Origin of the sequence: Desulfamplus magnetovallimortis (assembly GCF_900170035.1) — a bacterium.
Classification (GTDB): domain Bacteria; phylum Desulfobacterota; class Desulfobacteria; order Desulfobacterales; family Desulfobacteraceae; genus Desulfamplus; species Desulfamplus magnetovallimortis.
In genome coordinates this window covers 1-1670 of sequence record NZ_LT828589.1, presented here as the reverse complement: position 1 = coordinate 1670, position 1670 = coordinate 1, and the positions used below count along the sequence as shown (strand labels likewise).

Here is a 1670-nt window from a genome sequence, read left to right as displayed (position 1 = left end):
TTTTCTACCTGTGCAAGTGCTTTCCTCTTTTATGCAGAGCTGATAAGAGTAAATATCAGGTTTTCAAATTAAACACGTTGCTTTGCAAAAATGGGAGAAAAAAATATGTCTAATTACGAAATTATCATCAAAATAGATATTCAACAAACATCAACACCTACATCAAATGGCCTGATTAAATCTGATGACGGTAGTTTTAGAATAGTACTTCCACAAGAAGCAGCTCAAAGTATTGATACGTGCGAAAAAGCACTGTTAACCGCCAATTATCCAGCTCTTCGTGAGGCTTTATCAAATCATTTAAGTGCTATATCGAAAGAAGAAGTAGAGAAACCAGAGATGTATAGAATGGGTACTCTAAAAAAAACTCGACCCCCTACCATGTAGATGGAGAAATAGGCCGTTTCAGTTTTGATGTATACAGTAAGGTGAATTTGCGTGGTGAAGTCTTCTACAATACAGCCAGCGAATTTTTTTCCCCTTTGCAGGGTGAAGAAAAATACCGTACCACTGGCTTCAATGAGATGGCTTTGATTTACGGAACCTGCGAACTATCATTCCGTAAAACGGCAGATTTAATCAACAGAAAACGTTATCAGGAAAACGATGGTACACCTTACAGAACCATACAAAATATTACAGAGTGTGAAGGTTTAAAAATACAAAAGCATATTGAGCAGAAAAGCGAAAAAATTATCAGCCTTAGTGATTTTAGTCACGAAATAATAAATAAAGAAGATGCGTTAGAATTGTACGAACCCATACCTTCAGAGTTAAAAAAAGAAGAATATACTAAAATCATTGATGATTTTAAAATTAAGCCATCATTAAAAAGTAAGATAGCAAACAATCCTGTACCATATGAATCACTTGGAAATGCTGTTAATATCAGTCTGGACGATGTTGGAGTGAAAGAACAAAAAGAAAAACGTTCAAAAACAGAACAGGAAAATATAGACAAAAATGAAACTCAAAGAAAGAAAAGGAAATATATTCAGAACACAGTTGTTCATATTGAGCATAAAGACAGAAACTACATGCTCAATGGATACGGAATATTCTATGTCCTACGTTTATTAGTCGCATTTTTGATACATAACAATATCAATAATATAATACTTGTCTTTTATATTGATGGCCATGGCCTTTATTCAAAAATATTGCAATTTTACTATTGGAACAAAAAGATACTTATCATTTTAGATTGGTATCATTTGGTTAAAAAATGTAAAGAGCTGTTAAGCATGGCTGTATGTGGTAGCAAAATTCGCAACGATGTTCTTGATGAGATATTACCTCTATTGTGGCATGGTTTAGTTGATGAAGCGATCAGCTATCTCAAATCTATCGCCAGTGAAAAGATCCGAAATAAAAAAGAAATTGAGCATTTGATAGGATATTTGAGAAAGAATAGGGGTATAATTCCAGCCTACAGCGTACGAGCAAAAATAGGGCTCAGGAATTCCAGCAACCGAGGGGAAAAAGCCAATGATTTGCTGGTTGCCCACAGGCAAAAAAAGAATGGAATGAGTTGGTCAAGAACAGGAAGTGTGAGCCTTGCTTCAATAACAGCATTGTCAAAAAACAAAGAGTATCAGAAGTGGTTTGACCATGGTGAAATTGAGTTCAAATTTGCTTCATAAAACTCAAAATCACTGGCACAGCTCGAA

2 protein-coding genes are annotated in these 1670 nt (G+C 34.8%); both read left to right on the top strand.

Annotation, left to right across the window (positions count from 1 at the left end):
- The first annotated feature begins 105 nt into the window (after positions 1-105).
- Positions 106-387 carry a hypothetical protein gene (locus tag MTBBW1_RS27115; protein ID WP_080810107.1) on the top strand — a complete coding sequence of 94 codons (282 nt, stop codon included), beginning with the start codon at positions 106-108 and terminating at the stop codon, positions 385-387.
- Positions 388-434: 47 nt separating this feature from the next.
- On the top strand, positions 435-1643 hold the full coding sequence (locus tag MTBBW1_RS29865; protein WP_245809582.1) for a UPF0236 family transposase-like protein: 1209 nt from the start codon (positions 435-437) through the stop codon (positions 1641-1643).
- The last annotated feature ends 27 nt before the right edge of the window (positions 1644-1670 follow it).